Below are 16,836 nucleotides of genomic sequence, written 5' to 3'. Positions count from 1 at the left end.
TCTACTTATTTGGTCCTGAAATTTGGGTCAAATCTACACACATGATCAGTCTCAACATATTTTGATTTCATTATTATTTAATAATAGTACTTTGTTATCTTGAAGAGTGCATTTATTCTAAATAGATTTACACAGTATCAAACACCGTAGAACTGAATGTGCACGCTTAAAAAAGTCTATAATCAGTAAAATATCTTCTGAAATAAAGTTTTAAGGTTTAATACGTTTCAAAATGAATAAGTCATATTCAGAATTACTTAAATCTCCAGAATGGAGGTCAAAAAGAAAAGAGATTATTAGAAGAGATAAAAACTCTTGTCAACGTTGTGGCATTCAGAAAAATTCTGATATGAAAACGGTGAATATCAAATATCCTGAAAATCTACCTTTAAGTACTAGATTTAATTTTTTACAAGTAGAAGGAATTAACAATAGTGTTGTTGAAATTGAGTATCGCAAACTTAAATTTCTATGTAAAACAGATTTGAATGAAATAACCTCAAATATTAAATACGCAGTATTCGTTAATAAACGAAAAATAAGGAAAAACAAAAGTCTATTTCAAGGCTCCACCTTAAACAACACAAAACCAAATATTTTTCACTCAGAAGAAAATGATCAAAGACTCAAAAATACTTTAGCTAAATTACTTACTAAAAATAATGGTTTAGAAATTGACCCAGAAGGAATTTGGTTTGGAAAATATGAGGAAGAAAACAACTATAAAAAAAAACTTAATTCTTTAGAGGTTCATCACAAATGCTATCGTAAAGGAATAGATATTTGGAATCAACCAGATGAGGATTATGTTAGTCTTTGTAACATTTGTCATATCATTGTGCATGAAACTACAGATATTCCATTCTATGATATTAATGGAATCGATTACAGGTTGAGGCGAATTTGCAGTAAATGCCACGGCAAAGGAAAAATAAAACAGTTTTCGCACGTTGAAAACGGTAAATGTTTCAAGTGTAATGGTATTAGTTTTAATGTTTAGATTCAATTTATTTTATCCATCCACCCCATTAATAAACGTTTTCACAAAATCTTTAATTTTTTCTGTGATTCTTACACTAATGGTTTCCCTTTGAAGAACACTAGGTTGTTTTTCTAATGCTTCTATCACTTCGTCTTCAGTCGCCATTCTACCAGTAAACATATAATCGTTTATAATAGATTCTACCTTGTCCGGTTGCAGTAGCTCTGATTTGCTTAGTTCTTGTAGTGCTTTTTTGGTTTCAGCTTGCCAGTAAGCTTTAAACTCAACTTCTACATTTCCGCTATCATTTATTTTTGGTAGATTATTTTCAATAAATTTTTCAATTAGAAAACGTTTGCTTCTCAGTTCAGATTCTCCAGCAATAGAATCAATAATTTCCTTTTTAGCTTTAGCCTTATCTCTAGGTTTAGCATCTTTAAGTTTTGCTAATAAACGCATGATGTAAGCTACATTAATTTCATCGCGATGTATAAGCTCCAATTCAAAATCAATTTCATTTAAAATTGAAACAGATTCCTTTTGATTGTTTGTTTTAATTTTATCGTACAGATCTAAGTATTTACTCGTATAGTCAGCAAATTCCTGTTCTTTCATATAAACATCATCAAATGTAAATTCTACAAATGAGGACAAAATATTTTTTAGACGCATTATCTCTCTAAACGCTTTCGCGAAAGCGAGCTCATCATCTTCAGCTTCTAAATCGTTTACACTATCGACAGTCGGAGCAATGGTCATTAACTCTTTGTAGGCTTTATTGAACTTTTTAACTTGTATGTCATAAGAATCTATGGTAATAGTTTCCTTTGCATTTTTGTCTGAAAATAGAGCAATAGCATCATCTGTATTTTCCTTTAAGTTTCGGAAAGCTAAAATATTTCCTTGCGACTTCTTCTCGTTTAATATTCTGTTAGTACGCGAGTAGGCTTGAATTAAACCATGGTAGTTCAAGTTCTTATCTACGTAAAGTGTGTTTAAAGATTTACTATCAAATCCTGTTAGGAACATGTTAACCACTAATAAAATGTCAATCTGCTTATTTTTAACTCGTTTAGAAATATCTTTTTTGTAATTCAAAAAAGTAACTCCATCTCGTGCAGAATGATTTGTTTTAAATTGTTCATTAAAATCATTAATGTAGAGGTCTAGCTTATCCTTGCGTGGTATCGTTTCGTAAGTCGCAGAAGACTCTGCGGCAATATTTAAATCTGGAAAATCTTCCTCAACAATCTCTCCATTTGCATCTGCATCATCTGGATTAGCCACATAAGAAAATATCGTAGCGATTTTTAAGTTGTGAACACCTGCTTCTTTCTTAGCTTTTAAAAGATCGTAGTACTTTATTAGTATGTCAACGCTACTAACGCAAAACATTGCGGTAAAAGTCCTGTGGTGTGTTTTACGGTTGTGATTAGCGAGGATGTAGTTAGCTACTGCCTCTATGTAATTGTCACTCTCATAAACTTCTTGTGTATTAATGTCTATTACTTTGATATCATTGAAATCTTCTTTTGACTTGAATACATTATAATATTCAATAGAAAACTTTAAAACATTTTCATCTCTAATAGCATCTGTAATAACATAACGGTGAAGGCAGTCATGAAATAGGTTTGCTGTAGTTTGTTTGATGCTATTTACACATAGTGCATTTTTTGCAAATATAGGTGTCCCTGTAAACCCAAATAACTGATGGTTAGTGAAGAAATTAACGATACGTTTATGTGTGTCACCAAATTGGGAACGATGACACTCGTCAAAGATGAATACAACCTTTTCATCTTTGAGAGCTTCTATTTGTTTTCTAAACTTAGCTTTTGAAATAGCACTGTTTAATTTTTGAATAGTGGTAACAAGCAATGGCCTATTATTATCCAAAAATTGATTGATAAGCATTTTGGTGTTTTCTGTACCATCAATACTATCTTTATCAAAGGCTCTAAACTCTCTTACAGTTTGATCGTCTAGATCTTGTCTATCCACTACAAATACAACTTTCTTAATTTTAGGATTGTGTGTTAGTATTTGACTTGCTTTAAATGAAGTAAGCGTTTTACCAGATCCAGTGGTATGCCAGATATAACCATTTTTATCGCTATTTTTTACTCTATCTATTATCGCTTCTACTGCAAAAAATTGATAGGGCCTTAACACCATTAATATTTTATCACTTTCATGCAATACGATATACTTGGTTATCATTTTTGCTATGTGACATGGTTCTAAAAAGATGTTTGTAAATGGCTCTAGTTGGGTGATTTTTTTATTCTTCTCATTTCCCCAAAAAGATGTCTGCTTGAAACTTTGTTTTGGGCTATTAGCATAGTATTTAGTGTCTACTCCATTACTGATGACAAATATTTGAACGTAATTAAATAATGCATTGTTAGATGCAAACGATTCTTTTTGGTAACGCTGTATTTGATTAAAGGCTTCTTTAAGTTCAATACCTCTACGCTTTAATTCTATTTGAACTAATGGCAAGCCATTTATCAATATAGTTACATCATAACGATTTTCTCTTTTGCCATTTATGGTTATTTGATTAGTAACTTGAAAATGATTTTGACACCAGAAGTCTTGATTGATAAACTCGATATAGGCCTTTTCCCCATTATCTTTTTGAAGCACGTATTTATCGCGTAGTGTTTTGGCTTTGTCAAATATGTTTCCTTTAGAAAGATGTATGACGATTCGATCAAACTCCGAAGCTGTAAATGTTATTTTATTATGCTTTTCTAATTGTGATTTTAGATTACTTAATAAATCATTTTCTGTCTTTATTGAAATAGGTTGATGACCTAAACCTATTAGCTGACTTATCAAATTATTTTCTAATACTTGTTCTGGTTGGGTAGTCATAGTTATTTATTTCCAAAGTGCTTCTTCCTTCCAATTTAAAATTTGTCCTTGCCCATTAGAAGGGATTCCAATATACTTTATGGGGACGTTAGGATATTTCTCAAATAAGGTTTCTAATTTATCTTTTAAACTATTGCCAGGATTTGCTCTTAGTAATAGATATTTTAAAACACAAATGAAGTAAAAAACGCGTTTATTGTTTTGAAATTCTGAGCCTACCCAATGTCCCACAGGTTTTAATAATCTACTGGGTTCAATAGCTAAATCTCTATTCCATAATCTAGAATGGTGTGCACATAAATTTCTAACATAGGTTATAGAATGAAGCCAGGATTGAAATACCGATGGGTGTACATCAAAAAAATCAGCAATGCGTTTCTTGTCTGCTTTATTTCTTAATCCTCGATAGATATGTGATAGTTGACCTATTGTAAGTAATTCTAAACACATCCACGATGGAGGATTTGATGGTTTATTGTAAGTATCTATGTAATGCTTTATAAAAACCTCTGGTTTTCTATTTGTTTTTGCTTTAGAAATAATATTCTGTAAATCTGAATAAGGATCTACAAGGTTACCAACTCCATTATAATAAGGTTTAACAAAATGAGCTTTATTGTCCTGCCAATGAGAATCGTCATGATGCATAGACATAGCATATATAAATTGTGTTCTTATGGCAATTTCTAAACGTTCTATGCAATCAAAAACTAGTAACCTAAGTTGTCTGTCAAAAGAATAGATATCTATAATTTCTTGAAAGTTAGTGCCTTTATTAAACACATCTTTTTTTTCTTGAAAAGGCAAGTAATACGCGCTTAATCTGTAATAACTAACACCCCTTAAATAGGATAATGCTTTAATGTCATTATTCACGATTAATTGTCGATCTTTTAATAACTGTAGTTGAACTTCAAAGCTTAATGGCTGTTTAGTGTATGATTTTTTAGCCATTTAAAAAATATTTGAAATGAAAAAACCTTCCAAGTGTGCATCGTAGAGAGGCAAGGAAGGTGTATTATTTTTAGTAACTAGTACGTTCTTTTCAAAAGACACACCCTGAGATTTGGTATTCAAATGGATTTGAACCTGTGGCGTAGTGTGTAATGTTGTGGCAAATATATGACTTGTAGTTGGTATATGTGAAGTTTCTTCATATTCTTTAACATTTTTCTTTCTCTTATAACTTATAATTATCATATTGTTTTACTTATTTATGATAGATGTTTATTAGTTTAGTTAAATTACTTCTACATCTGTATGTACTGCTTTTACTAGTATTCTCTATTTTTTGAGCTCACTTAGTTACATGCCTGTTACATGGTTATTTTGTTTGTGTTCTATTTTTCAATTATTGGTTTCAATCCTTTTTTTTAGATATTTCTACTAAATAATTTTAATTCAAGCTCTGCAATGTTAGAACAATCATATTTTTCTAACAGTGTTTCAGAATGACTTATAATTCTTAAATATTCTGTATCATCTTCAAACTTTGTCCATGGTACAACTTTAAGTCCTAGTTTTTTTTGAATAATGCTATCTACGGGAAAATGCGGTGGTGCTGGAATTAAACCTAAACACCAATGATACTTTAGATATAAATTTAATAATTTTTGTGTCACACCAAAGTTAAACGTGTCATTACGCAAAACTTCTCCATACATTTTTGAATAATGAATGAGTTCATTGATATTCTCTAAATGCTGAAAATGTGCAATAGGTTTTAAATAATTAGAATTTATCATGTCATCTAAATAGCCTTTCAGTTTATTCTTGAAATATGTTTTTTTAATTTCAGGTGTATTCTCTTTATAGACGTTTGCCCTACCAAAAGCACCCATGATGCTTAGTATCCATATTTCATAATTTATAAAACTTGCCTTGTTTTGTTGCATTGTACGAGTTGGTTGTATCTATTGTTTTAATCTAATCCTTTATCGCTACCTTCATATTTTATTAAAGTTTGAAAACCAGATTCATATTTTATTTGAGCGCCACCAACTAACTCATAACCATTATTTAAAAGGTCTAACACCTTTTTTTCAAAGGACGTTCTTATGTTTTTCGATTCTTTAATCTTTCTTAAATACATCGATTTAGTTTTTTTATTAGAGTTTAGCGATTTATTGCTAATTTCTAAAGCTTCTTTAATGTTAAGTATAATTTGATTAATCTCATCATGTTTGATTAAACCTACTTTTTTTTGATCCACAATACTAACATTCATTAAAGGGTGGTCTTCTGCAAATTCAATGTCTGTTGATGTTTCTAATACTGGATACTCTTTTCCATCTTCTAATTTTAGTAGTTCTTGAAATACGTCAAAACTCTTTTGTAAATGAATTGTTTTCCTTTCTAAATCTTCAATTTTCTCAGAATGTTCATTAAAAAGATTACTAAATCTAATCTCATCACTTATGAGTTTATTGATATCATCGTTAAATCCATTGGCTTTAATTACCACATAATCCACAATTTTTCTACGTTCCATATTATTATTTATTTAAACAAACATCTTTTGCAATAGCCCTTTTTTAAAGGCTTTACTATTTTCAATTTTTGTATTTAAGGCTTCTATTTTTACATCTATGTCTGATAAAAAATTGGCTACTTTCGTTTGTTCTTCAATTACAGGAATATCTATCTCTAAATCCTTAATACTATTGAAATAAATATGTACAATTGTAATCCCTTGTGCCCTTGAAGCTATTTGATGTTTCTTGTAGTTTGATAAGTAGTAAGCATAAAAGATATTATTAATTTCTTTTTTACCTCTCATCACAATTATATCACCACCCAATAAAACATCATCAAAATTTAGTGCTGTTACGTTTGCTAAATCTATACCTGTGGTAGTAGTAGAAGAAGGTATTAATAAATCCCCTTTTTGTGATTTTAAACCATCTTCGCTGTTTGTTGAACTTACAACTTTATTTATTACTTCATTATAGGTTGTATATAGTTCACCATATAAAACACATTTGTTAACTCCACCACTTATTACATCTCCTTTCGGAATGCCTTTACCTTTAAATGAACTAAAAACATTACCTATTTTATTTTTTGACCATTTAGGAAACTCATTACCATTATCATCTTTAAATCTTAATTCTTGATTAAAGATTTTTTGCATTATACCTTTTTTATATTGCTCTAAAAGGGTTTTCTTTTTGGTTAATTTGGTAATTTTATCATCAATATCAGAAAGAAATGAAGCTATTTTTTGTTGTTCTGGAAAGGATGGGATGTTTAACTTCAACTTACCTATAGCTTTCAAAGATAAAAAAGGCTGTGCACCACCTGATGATATTTGATGTCTTAACCTATCACTATTTTTTCTCTGAACTTGAGCAAAAAAACTTGGATATATTTTAGTCTTATTAGGCTTTATTAAAGCAACGTTTTTTAAACTAAATTCATAATTTACATTTACCATTGCAGATGTAGCTGTACCAGCACCAATATTGACCATTAATAAATCACCATATTCTGGATTACATCTTTTAAATATTTTATTATGTTCTTCTTCTGACAGATAATAACAATTGTCAAAATCTATTTTACCATCTTTAACGTGTATGGCTGTTAAAAAGGGAATACCTTCCTTTATTGGTTTAGGTGTATCGTGTGTACCATCAGTTATTTTATTAGCAATTTGTGATATTATTACTTTTTCCCATTTACCTTGAAAATCTGGAAACCTCAATATTGGTATTAATTGCTTTTCCATATTAAAAAGGGGTTTCAATATTTAGTTCTGCACAATAGGTTGCAATACGTTTATCGGTTGCTGCAATGTCTAGGTCTAAGTTTTGTATTTCTTTCGCTACAGCGGTAATATCTATAGGCTCTTCTTCTTCAAAAGTGTCTACATAACGAGGTATGTTAAGGTTGTAATCGTTATCTGCAATTTCTTGTAATGTTGCTCTGTGGCTGTATTTATTTGTTACCGTTCTATTGGTATAAGTATCTACAATTTGATTGATGTGCTCTGGTAGTAGCTTATTGTCTTTTCCTTGTTTTTCAAAATGATTAGAAGCATCAATAAACAATACATCTTCGTTAACTTCTCTACATTTTTTTATTACTAAAATACAGGTTGGAATACCTGTACCAAAAAAGATATTTGCTGGTAAACCAATAACAGCATCAATATAGTTTCTATCTTCTATTAGATAACGTCTTATATGAGCTTCTGAACTCCCTCTAAATAATACACCATGTGGTAAAACGGTTGCCATAATACCACTCTCATCTAGATGGTGGATCATGTGTTGTACAAAGGCAAAATCTGCTTTAGTCTTGGGTGCAAGTTTACCATACTGGCTAAATCTATCGTCTGTACTGTAAATGCCTGCTGCACTCCACTTAGCCGAAAATGGTGGATTCGCAACTATCGCCTCGGCTCTTAATTCTATATCTAGATGCTGTGGTTCTTCTAACGTATCTTCTTGTTTAATATCAAACTCGCGATAGCTCACATCGTGCAAAATCATGTTCATACGAGCAAGGTTATAGGTTGTACGGTTTAATTCCTGACCGTAAAACATACCTACATCATCTACCTCTTTTGCTACTCGCAGTAGGAGGGAACCAGAACCACAAGTAGGATCATAGACTGATTTTAATCGTTTTTTGCGTGTGGTTACAATTTTTGCTAGTATAGTAGACACCTCTTGAGGTGTGTAAAATTCACCTGCTTTTTTTCCAGCACTGGCAGCAAACTGACCTATTAAGAATTCATAAGCATCCCCTAGTAAATCACTATCGTTATCTTCTAGTTTAAAATCAATTTTGTCGAGATGCGTGATGATTTTTGCAATAGTTTCATTTTGTGCTTTTACTGTTCTTCCTAATTTACCAGAGGTTAAGTCTAGATCTTCAAATAATTTGACAAAATCATCTTCAGACTCCTCTCCCATGGTGCTTTGCTCGATGTTAGTAAGAATGCGTTCTAGATCTTCAATTATAAAAAACTGAGTTGCTTCATCATTATCATTGGTTTCAATTTCAGAAAGGTTATTTCCTTTTTGCGCAATGGAGGTGAATAACTCGCTAGGTTTTAAAAAGTATCCTAATTCTTTTACACATGCTTTTCTTACCGCTTCAATGTACAGTTTACCTTGATCTGATTTTTCATCAAGCTGTTCATAGGTTAAGTCATCTGGTGCCAAAATTTTATTAGCATAAAGGTGCAGCTTTTCAGACAGGTATTTAAAGAAAATAAAGCCTAAGATGTAGTTACGGTAATCGTCTGCATCCATTTTGCCGCGTAGCAAGTTGGCAATTGCCCATAGTTGTTTCTCGAGCAGTTTTTTTTGTTCTTCCGACATTTGGTAAGGTGATCTATATATTTAAGAAAGTTAAAAATAAGTATAAATACCAGGTAACCTATCGGTGATTTGAAATTATCTTAAGAAGATCTTGATGCCGCTTTCGCGAAAGCGAGATAAGTATAGTTTATCATAGAATAGTAACCTGAGGTTAATGGTGTCTCTAACTTAGCTGTTCTAATGTAAATCAAACAATACCTTGTTACTGCCTTGTTGTTAAATTAACCAACGGGTGTAACCGCTGGTTTAATATGTTAAAGACAATATTCAACCACTGTAAATCATTATAATACGTGTGTTAACTATTATAATCATTGGTTTCAATGAGCTGTTACATTGTTAGACTAATGGGCTGTTATAATTTATCATATTACATTACAACAGCCTGTTATTTTTATACAACCAGTGGTTGAGCCTAACAATATGCCTATTCAATCTCTAGTTGAAAAGTATCGATTAGCGATTGCACAGCTGCGTTTTTACAGATTAAAGCAGCTAACTGTTTCTCCTTTTTAGTAAGTAGGATCTCTCGTTTAGGTATTTCTTGAGTAGTGAACTTTTGTTTTGAAGCCAACAGTTCATTAATGTAATAGTCGGCAATATCAAAGCCGATTTCCTTCTCTTTAGGATCAGCAAGTACGTATAAGAATGTTGAGACTGTAATTTTAAATCCTAATTTAATGAGTTTATTTGCCTTTTCAGTCCAGTAATCAAGTGCAGTTTTTCCTTTATCATTAGGTAAAGAAAGGTCTGGAAATAGGATAATTTTACGATGCGATATAGGATTGAACATGTGTTCATTTATGCCGTTAATACTACCACATGCCAGCCAAATATATTTAGGATCAATTTCACTCATTATAATCGCAGTTTTCTCTGATTCAACAATTGCAATTGGTTTAGAAAAATCTTCATTAATTAAATGCAAACCAAACAAGCAACGATCATAATTGTAGTTGCGGTCTTTACCATGATAAACTTTGTGAAAGGAACCTACATGATTATAAGGCTCTTTAACTCGTTTGCCATTGTGGGAATGGTATGTCATTATTTTGCCATATCTCAATATGCCTTTATTATCTATCTCCCAGAATATTATGCTATCCTTCCAAGGCTTGTTTATTGAACCTAGTAAATACCTTAATATGATTTTTTTAACCACTGGTTTTTCAAAGATTTTACATAGAAAACTTATAAAATTATTGTTGCTGTAGCTATTAGCGTATTTAGAAATTAACGATGTGTTTAAATAATCTTTTGGAGCAGGTGGTAATGGTATATAATTGTTTGAAAATTGAGATGTAAAATTTACTCCTGTGTTTTGAAAATGATCTTTGGGTGTTAAATGGTAACCGCAGGTTGGTCGGTCGCATTTACCCACATCTGTCGATATGAATTGTTGTTTCTCCTTATCCCAATACCTAGAAAATCTGTTTTTATGCGAGCATTTAGGGCAGGTAAACTTTCCTTTGCTAGAATTTAATGCGTATCGATATTTCATGTGTAATTTGAGGTTTATGGAGTTTGTGACGGTTTTGATTTTAAATGACTGAAAACAATAGTTTTGTCAAATTCAAAACCGTCGTTAAACCGTCAGTTAATTAAATATTTAAAAATTTACATTTAAGAAGTTTAAGTTTATGGAGTTTTTGGGCGGTTATGATATGATTTAATGTAGTTGATCTATAGATAATTGCATGTAATTAATCCATAACCGCCAAAAGCCTTTACTTATTGGAATTTTTCGTAATTACCATTTCTTATTTTTATATAGAGACCGTGATTTCTTCTTAATTTTTTTTCTGCAGTAGATTTTGGAATATCAAGGTTTGTTGCTTTTTCGAGGAACATTGCTGTGGTAAAGTTTTGAGGTAAGCTATCAAATAAGTCTTTGTCAGTTTTAGATAAATTAGCAAAAGGATTATCTGCGTTTTCAAATACTTTAATAGCATTTTGTAAAAAATAGTCAAGTAGTTTCTCTGCCTTTTTTACACTATCAACATTCACACAACGTATTTTTTGATCTTTTGAAACACATTCTATTAGCTCTATTAGCAAAGAGAATCTATGTAGATAAATATTAAGTTTTGCTCCCAATGCTCTTGATATATCTTCGCCAAGTCGGTTGGTTTTGTAAAGTTTTTTTGATAAATATTGAGCATATGAAGAGGCTTCAGTTGAATAACTTAATTTCGTAAATAAATTATCATCATATAGTTCAATGATTCTTTCAAATAAGCATTCGAAATTTTGAATAATAATAGGGTCATTCAAATTATTACTATAGGTAACTGGATAAACTTTATCTGGAAAACAGAACAAAAATCTTTCTAGAAAACCAGTGGTATTTCTATTTCGTTTGAAAAAAGCTTTCAGCATTGTTTTTTGAGTACCTGCAAGTAAATTTGCAAAAGGATCAAAAACCATTTTGATTTCACTAGACGTTCGATTAGCTTTTATACCATCTCCATTGAATAATGTCAAGTAGCTACTCTCATGAGATTCATTTGAGTATTTTGTAAAACCACCAAGAAAAGAGGTGAATTCATCTTGAAACATACATAACCCTCTATGATTATGATCTAATGACTTGCAAAGAGCTTCATAAGTAAAATCTTTTAATATTATATCCTTAAAAATTGGTTTAATTGCACTTTCTGTAGTGCTCAATTCATATTCCTTTTGTTGCAATTGATACTTTAGATAATTTTCTTTTTCATGTTTAAATAGTGTACTGTAAGGCAACTTCATAACATGAGATTTTGCGTCACCTGCATTTCCTATTAAAACGATCCAAAGCATAGGGGATTCATGCCATTCTTCTTTTACTTGTAATCGATAGGTATTTCCAAAAGCTGTAGATAGTGCTGATAAAGTAGAACAGCAAAGAAACTCCTTATTAAAGCGTAAGTTTCTAGTGGATTGTTCAATGTATTCTTTGACTTCATCTGGAAATATCTCAATAGGAAATATGTTTGTTAAATTATTATATTCCTTATGAAGTTCTTCCGATATTTTCTTGGTTTTTTTTGACATGTTTTTAAATTTTATAGCACATCAAACCAGTTGATGCAACCTCTAGTTAAAGAGTTTGCACTATCTTTGTTTCAGTGCTGTTAGTGATTGTAGTGAATTATTTAAGGTGCTAAACCACTGGTTACAACCAGTGGTTGACTGTATTCAGTCAGTGGCTGGAACCATTGACTGAATATTATTTGAGTTGTAGAATAAGTTTTGATACGTAAGGAATGTGACACTGATAAGTATAGATATCTTGGTCTTACTTATCAATTTAGTCTTATTTCTTATTTGTGCTTTCTTCTAATATCAATTCGATATCTGACATACGATATCTTACTCTATTACCGATTCTTAGAGGTTTTAGAATTCCTTTTTTATCCCAATCTATAAGTGTGACGACTGAGACATCTAAAATTTCAGAAAGCTGTTTGCGAGCGACATACTTAGTTTCTGGTTTGGGCAAACGTTTCTCAATAGATTTCACTTGTTTGCAGAGTTGATCCAGCTTTTTATTGGCTTGAGGATCGGATACATGGACTGTAAATTCTTTAGACATAATATTGTGTTTTGTTTGCACAATTTTATATCAACTTGCATCTATTTGATCTGTTGTTGCGCAACATGCAATGCAACAATCTTAAGAGTTCTTTTTTATTATGTCATAAACCTCTTGAACTGAGAGCTTTTCTGAATCTGATAAGTCACTGTTTGTTTTATCCACTTTTGGTAATTTAGCATTGGCAGCTCTATATCTTGAAGCATTCTTTCCTATAAGTTTTGCTATGAAGTTAAGCGGAGCTTTAATTCCCTTGTCCTGAATTATCTCATAAAAACCTAATTCTCTAAAAATTAACGCAGTTTGAAGAAGAGTAAAATGATCTTCCTTTTGATCTATATTTATGTTTGGTTGTATTTCATCAGAATGTGAATCATTTATAGTTTCTAGATGATACATGAGCCATTGAAGTTTTTTAAACTTATATACCTCTTCGGCATACTCCATAACTTTATCTTTTTGCACTATTGTAGGATAATAAGAATTAGATGTTAGGACTTCTACAATAAAATGGTAACTATCACGTATTAGAAAGGCTGTTCCTTCTGGTTCATATAAATAAAATTGCTTTTGATGATAGCTGTATTCCCATAAAAGATTTTTGAACTTTGAATGAATAGTTTTCTTTATTTCTTTTTTGATCAATTTCTTTCTTCCTTTTCTAGTTTCCAACTCTAGCTCAATCAGCAGTTTTTCATTCCTACCTGAAAATTCATGTGAAAAGGATTCCAGAAATGACTCTTTCATATCAATTAGGAAATTGTGGTTTGGATTACAATTATACATACCGCATTTACTTTCAAAGCTGCTAGAGAAACTAAATTCATCTTCTTTTTCATTGAAGTAACGGCAATTAATAAAGGTAATTCCAATTAAATCATCAATTTTGACGTCTTTTTCAGTTAGTTGAAAAATATTATTTGCAATACAAGTTTTAATTTTTTCGTTAAATCCCAAGTTATCAAAATCGCAGTTTTTTAAAATGCAAGCGAAAGTATTGAACTCTTTTATTTCATTAAAGTCATTAATCATCCTTATCTATTTTAAAAAAAAATATTAGTTCATTAATTATCAAAAGATTGTTACCTATTTAAAAAAAGCATGCCCAGCTAATCGAGTAGCCTTTTCTTGATTGGTAGCACGTATGTATTCATAAAACTGTTTTTCTGTTGTGTGACCGCTTATACTCATAATGTCGAAAGTTTGCATACCAGCTTTATAGGCATTGGTGCAAAAACTTTTTCTAGCTGTGTGGGTCTTCAAAAGATCATATTTGAAATAAGGGACTTCTTTACTTTTGCCACCAACAGTTTTTTTAATTTTAATCACCTCTTTCAATTCTGCTTTGGCTCCAATTTTTTTAAGGTCTTTATTTATCAGTTGATCTGCTCTTTTAGGAGGAGGATTGCCTCCATATTTATCTAAGATTTTAATCACTTTGGAATTACAAGGTATCGTCAAGCGTTGATTTGTTTTTTTTGCAACAACTTGAATAAACTTTGAGTCATTAATTGTGATGATATTCTCTTTTTTTAGATTGTTGAAATCCGAAACTCTTAACCCTGTATAGGCGCCTATTAAAAATAAATCCCTGCTAATTGATTGAGGTTTTTCTAATTTCAATTTGTAGAGAGATTCAAGCTCTTCTTCATTCAGATAAATGGAATCAACTTGTTCCTTTGGTTTTGCAAACTCTGGCTTTTTAAATACTAAATTATTGTGGTATCCTCTCGATAACGCATAGTTAAGCACTGTTTTAAGATTTTTGATATGGTTTCCAATGTAATTATCTGAATAATTTTGAGTTCTTAACCACTCTACAAAAACTTCATAAAAGTTCATGTCTATATCTTCAAAGTTGTGCTCTCTGGTTTTTTCGAAATATTCAAACAGTTTTCTCTTTGTGCTTTTAAAAGTTTTTATCGTTGTTGGTGATAAAGGTTTCTTTGTAGTAGTGGTTGGGTTTTTTTCAAAATATTTAATATACCACTCGTAAGTTTCTCTTAAGCTAGGTGTGATTTCATTTGACGTAGCAGTTACAATATCTTCTTTTTTAGGTTTTCCTAAAGTTTTTCTAATTACGGCCTTTACATTTTCTTTGCTAAACTTTGGATTTTTATTTGCAAGTAATGTTAGATTATTTTCTAAATCCGAATAAAGTTGATGCAAAAATTGGTTGGTCAAGTGCGTGTGTGGTTCGGTAGTAACGTTTTTAACACGTTGTTTTCTATCATTCCAGCTGGAAATTGATTTTACTTGTTTTCCAGTTGAAAGTACAACCTCTGTTCCTCTACCAAAACTGTAGGTTACACAAATGGAACCTTTACCGCTAGCTAGCTCCCTAACTTTAAAATTTAATACGCCTTTCATAACTAAAAATGTATGAACAAATGTAAGAACATTGGCTTGTATTACCTTAATTTCACTTTAATTAATTTAATAGATTAGTTAGCTCATACCTATACAAGTTATTTAAAACAAGGTAGTTATAACTGTTTTTTAATGAGTTAGAAAGACAATCGTTTAAGATAAGAATTGTCCTTGTGGGACAACATAAAGCCCTGATTCTTAACAGATTCAGGGCTTTTTTATGGATTTTATTTCGCTTTCGCGAAAGCGAAAAACTATTTAATTCTGAAGGTAATTACTGGTAAACTGGAGTGGTTTACTACATCTTCACTGACGCTTCCGTTAAAGAAATGAGATAATCCACGGCGACCGTGAGTGGCCATCCCTATAATATCTCCTTTTACATCTTTTGTGAAATTGAATACACCTTCTTCTACTGAAGAGTCGTTGTAAATTACGTATTCCGATGGTTCTACATTTACATCTTTTAAGTAATCCTTCACTTTAGCTTCTGCAGCTCTTGTGCTTAAAAAGTTAGACGGAGTGTTGACATAAAGAAGGTGAAGGTTGCAATTTGTATTTTTAGCAAACTTGTCTGCTTCTTTTAACGCACTTGTGGAATTAGGGTCTAAATCTGTAGCAAATACAAAGTCATTGACATCTAGTCGATTTTTTCTATCTTTTACTACTAATACAGGTATCTCAGAATTGCGAACTACTTTCTCTGCATTGGAGCCTATGAATAAATTTCTCATGCCATCTGCTCCATGGCTACCCATTACGATTAAGTCTGCATCGTGTCTTTTGACTGTATCCATAATACCGCTGAAAGCTGCTCCGGTTTCTACATCTCCATGAATGGTAACGCCTTCAAGAAAATCTGCTTTCATTAGATTGTCAAACTTTTCTTTGGCGAGTTTCATGAAAAAGACAGCTTCTGGTAAATTAGAGCTAGCGTTATTTGCCAGGTGTAATGGAAGGTCTAACTGGTGTAATAAAAAAAGTTCTCCGTTATTTTCTCTAGCTATATCTGCTGCAACTCTGAGAGCATTTTCTGCTTGAATAGAGAAGTCTGTAGGGATGATTATTTTTTTCATAACGATTGGTTTTATGTTTTAAATATACGAAAAAAACAAACTTTAGCACTCTGTTTTTTAAGCCTTTGGAAATGCTTAAAAAAATACTATATTTGCAAAGTATTTAATCGAGTGCGAGGGGACAAAAGTCCCCTCTTTTTATAACTATGTTGAAAGAGAGAGTAGAGGAATTATTAAATGAAGCTTTTAAAGAGCGCCCAGATTTATTTCTTATAGACTTTAAAATGAGTCCCGGTAATGAAATAAAAGTGGTTATCGATGGAGATGATGGTGTGAAGCTGTCTGATTGTATGTTGATTTCTCGTGCTGTTGAGCACAATCTAGATCGTGAGGAATATGATTTTTCTATCGAGGTCCTGAGTGCTGGTGCTGCAGCTCCTTTGAGTTCTTCTCGTCAATTTATTAAAAACATCGGTAGAGATATCGAAGTGATTGATAGAGAAAAGAGGAAAGAAACAGGTTTATTAAAAACAGCTGATGATAAAGGCGGTACTATTACTTGGAAAGCACGTGAACCAAAACCTATAGGTAAAGGGAAAGTGACAGTTCAAAAAGAGTGGTCGTTTAAATACAAGGATATTAAGCAAGCAAAAGTTGTTATAAAATTTAATTAAA

At 31.4% G+C, this 16,836-nt stretch carries 14 protein-coding genes; 2 read left to right on the top strand and 12 right to left on the bottom strand.

All coding sequences use genetic code 11. The features are described 5' to 3' along the window. Positions 1–232: 232 nt before the first annotated feature. Positions 233–1,000 (top strand): HNH endonuclease, encoded by a 768-nt coding sequence (locus A9Q93_RS13230; RefSeq protein WP_303687878.1) that lies wholly within the window; start codon positions 233–235, stop codon positions 998–1,000. A 12-nt stretch (positions 1,001–1,012) separates the two neighbouring features. Here the strand turns inward: A9Q93_RS13230 and A9Q93_RS13225 are convergent, their stop codons facing one another. From A9Q93_RS13225 to A9Q93_RS13170, 12 genes are all read right to left on the bottom strand, one after another. Then, a complete protein-coding gene (locus A9Q93_RS13225; RefSeq protein ID WP_303687877.1) occupies positions 1,013–3,865 on the bottom strand; it encodes a type I restriction endonuclease subunit R in 2,853 nt (950 codons plus the stop codon). A 6-nt stretch (positions 3,866–3,871) separates the two neighbouring features. Beyond that, positions 3,872–4,819 (bottom strand): Abi family protein, encoded by a 948-nt coding sequence (locus A9Q93_RS13220; RefSeq protein ID WP_303687876.1) that lies wholly within the window; start codon positions 4,817–4,819, stop codon positions 3,872–3,874. Positions 4,820–5,238: 419 nt separating this feature from the next. Next, entirely contained in the window at positions 5,239–5,760 is a 522-nt protein-coding gene (locus A9Q93_RS13215; RefSeq protein ID WP_303687874.1) for a hypothetical protein, read from the bottom strand. Positions 5,761–5,786: 26 nt separating this feature from the next. After that, complete coding sequence (locus A9Q93_RS13210; RefSeq protein WP_303687873.1) at positions 5,787–6,356, bottom strand: hypothetical protein; 570 nt, start codon at positions 6,354–6,356, stop codon at positions 5,787–5,789. A gap of 12 nt (positions 6,357–6,368) precedes the next feature. Beyond that, a complete protein-coding gene (locus A9Q93_RS13205) occupies positions 6,369–7,595 on the bottom strand; it encodes a restriction endonuclease subunit S (RefSeq protein ID WP_303687872.1) in 1,227 nt (408 codons plus the stop codon). 1 nt (position 7,596) lies between these two features. Continuing rightward, positions 7,597–9,198, bottom strand: coding sequence for a type I restriction-modification system subunit M (locus tag A9Q93_RS13200; protein WP_303687871.1), 1,602 nt, complete (start codon positions 9,196–9,198; stop codon positions 7,597–7,599). A 427-nt stretch (positions 9,199–9,625) separates the two neighbouring features. Beyond that, positions 9,626–10,699, bottom strand: coding sequence for a DUF6371 domain-containing protein (locus A9Q93_RS13195; protein ID WP_303687870.1), 1,074 nt, complete (start codon positions 10,697–10,699; stop codon positions 9,626–9,628). Positions 10,700–10,929: 230 nt separating this feature from the next. Then, positions 10,930–12,234 (bottom strand): DUF3987 domain-containing protein, encoded by a 1,305-nt coding sequence (locus A9Q93_RS13190; protein ID WP_303687869.1) that lies wholly within the window; start codon positions 12,232–12,234, stop codon positions 10,930–10,932. Positions 12,235–12,496: 262 nt separating this feature from the next. Next, positions 12,497–12,775, bottom strand: a complete 279-nt coding sequence (locus A9Q93_RS13185) for a helix-turn-helix domain-containing protein (RefSeq protein WP_303687868.1) — start codon at positions 12,773–12,775, stop codon at positions 12,497–12,499. 81 nt (positions 12,776–12,856) lie between these two features. Further along, positions 12,857–13,807: a hypothetical protein gene (locus tag A9Q93_RS13180; protein WP_303687867.1), complete on the bottom strand. Its 951-nt coding sequence runs from the start codon at positions 13,805–13,807 to the stop codon at positions 12,857–12,859. A 54-nt stretch (positions 13,808–13,861) separates the two neighbouring features. Beyond that, positions 13,862–15,145 carry a tyrosine-type recombinase/integrase gene (locus A9Q93_RS13175; protein WP_303687866.1) on the bottom strand — a complete coding sequence of 428 codons (1,284 nt, stop codon included), beginning with the start codon at positions 15,143–15,145 and terminating at the stop codon, positions 13,862–13,864. A 254-nt stretch (positions 15,146–15,399) separates the two neighbouring features. Then, entirely contained in the window at positions 15,400–16,221 is an 822-nt protein-coding gene (locus A9Q93_RS13170; protein WP_303687865.1) for a universal stress protein, read from the bottom strand. A 146-nt stretch (positions 16,222–16,367) separates the two neighbouring features. Here A9Q93_RS13170 and rimP point away from each other — a divergent pair, with 146 nt between their 5' ends. Beyond that, a complete protein-coding gene (gene rimP, locus A9Q93_RS13165; protein ID WP_303687864.1) occupies positions 16,368–16,835 on the top strand; it encodes a ribosome assembly cofactor RimP in 468 nt (155 codons plus the stop codon). The last annotated feature ends 1 nt before the right edge of the window (position 16,836 follow it).

The sequence above is a fragment of the Nonlabens dokdonensis genome (assembly GCF_002162835.1).
In the GTDB taxonomy this organism is placed as follows: domain Bacteria; phylum Bacteroidota; class Bacteroidia; order Flavobacteriales; family Flavobacteriaceae; genus Nonlabens; species Nonlabens dokdonensis_B.
The sequence above is the reverse complement of the archived record's forward strand: the minus strand, read 5'-3'. Positions and strand labels throughout refer to the sequence as shown.